1 protein-coding gene is annotated in these 553 nt (G+C 64.2%); it reads left to right on the plus strand.

All coding sequences use genetic code 11. From position 1 onward, the window contains the following. Window positions 1-159: 159 nt before the first annotated feature. A partial coding sequence (locus AC1Q5P_RS21945; protein ID WP_492520030.1) for a helix-turn-helix domain-containing protein occupies window positions 160-553 on the plus strand: 394 nt, incomplete at its 3' end.

Below are 553 nucleotides of genomic sequence, written 5' to 3' on the forward strand. Positions count from 1 at the left end.
TGCGGATTCCGAGGTCATCGCGCGCACTGTTCCGATTTGATCGCGCGCGGCATTCCGAGGTGATCGCGCGCAGTTTGAGGTGTGGGCAGCCTGATCGTTGGGCCATTTCTCCGGTCGTCAGTCGACTGGAGGAAATGGATGCCGACGAGGAGGTTAGCGATGCGCCATGTGCGCGAGATTTTGCAGCTGAGCCTGGATGCCGGGTTGTCGACGCGGGTAGTTGGCGAACGGGTCGGGATCGGGCCGACGACGGTGCGCGACACGCTGCGGCGTTTCGGGTGGTCCGGGCTGACGTGGCCGGTGCCGGCCGAGATGACCGACGCGGAACTGGAAGCGCGCCTTTACGGCATATCCGGGGTGAGGCCCGGCCGTCGTAAGCAGCCAGAGCCAGATTGGTCGGTGGTGGCGCGCGAACTCAAGCGCAAGCACGTGACACTCCAGGTTCTGTGGGAGGAGTATTACGCCGCAAACCCGGATGGGTATCGTTACAGTCGCTGGTGTGACCTGTTCCGGGGTTGGCAGGGGCGGTTGCCGCTTGTGATGCGGCAAAGCC

It is taken from the genome of Novosphingobium sp. GW835-FHT14H07 (genome assembly GCF_058793515.1).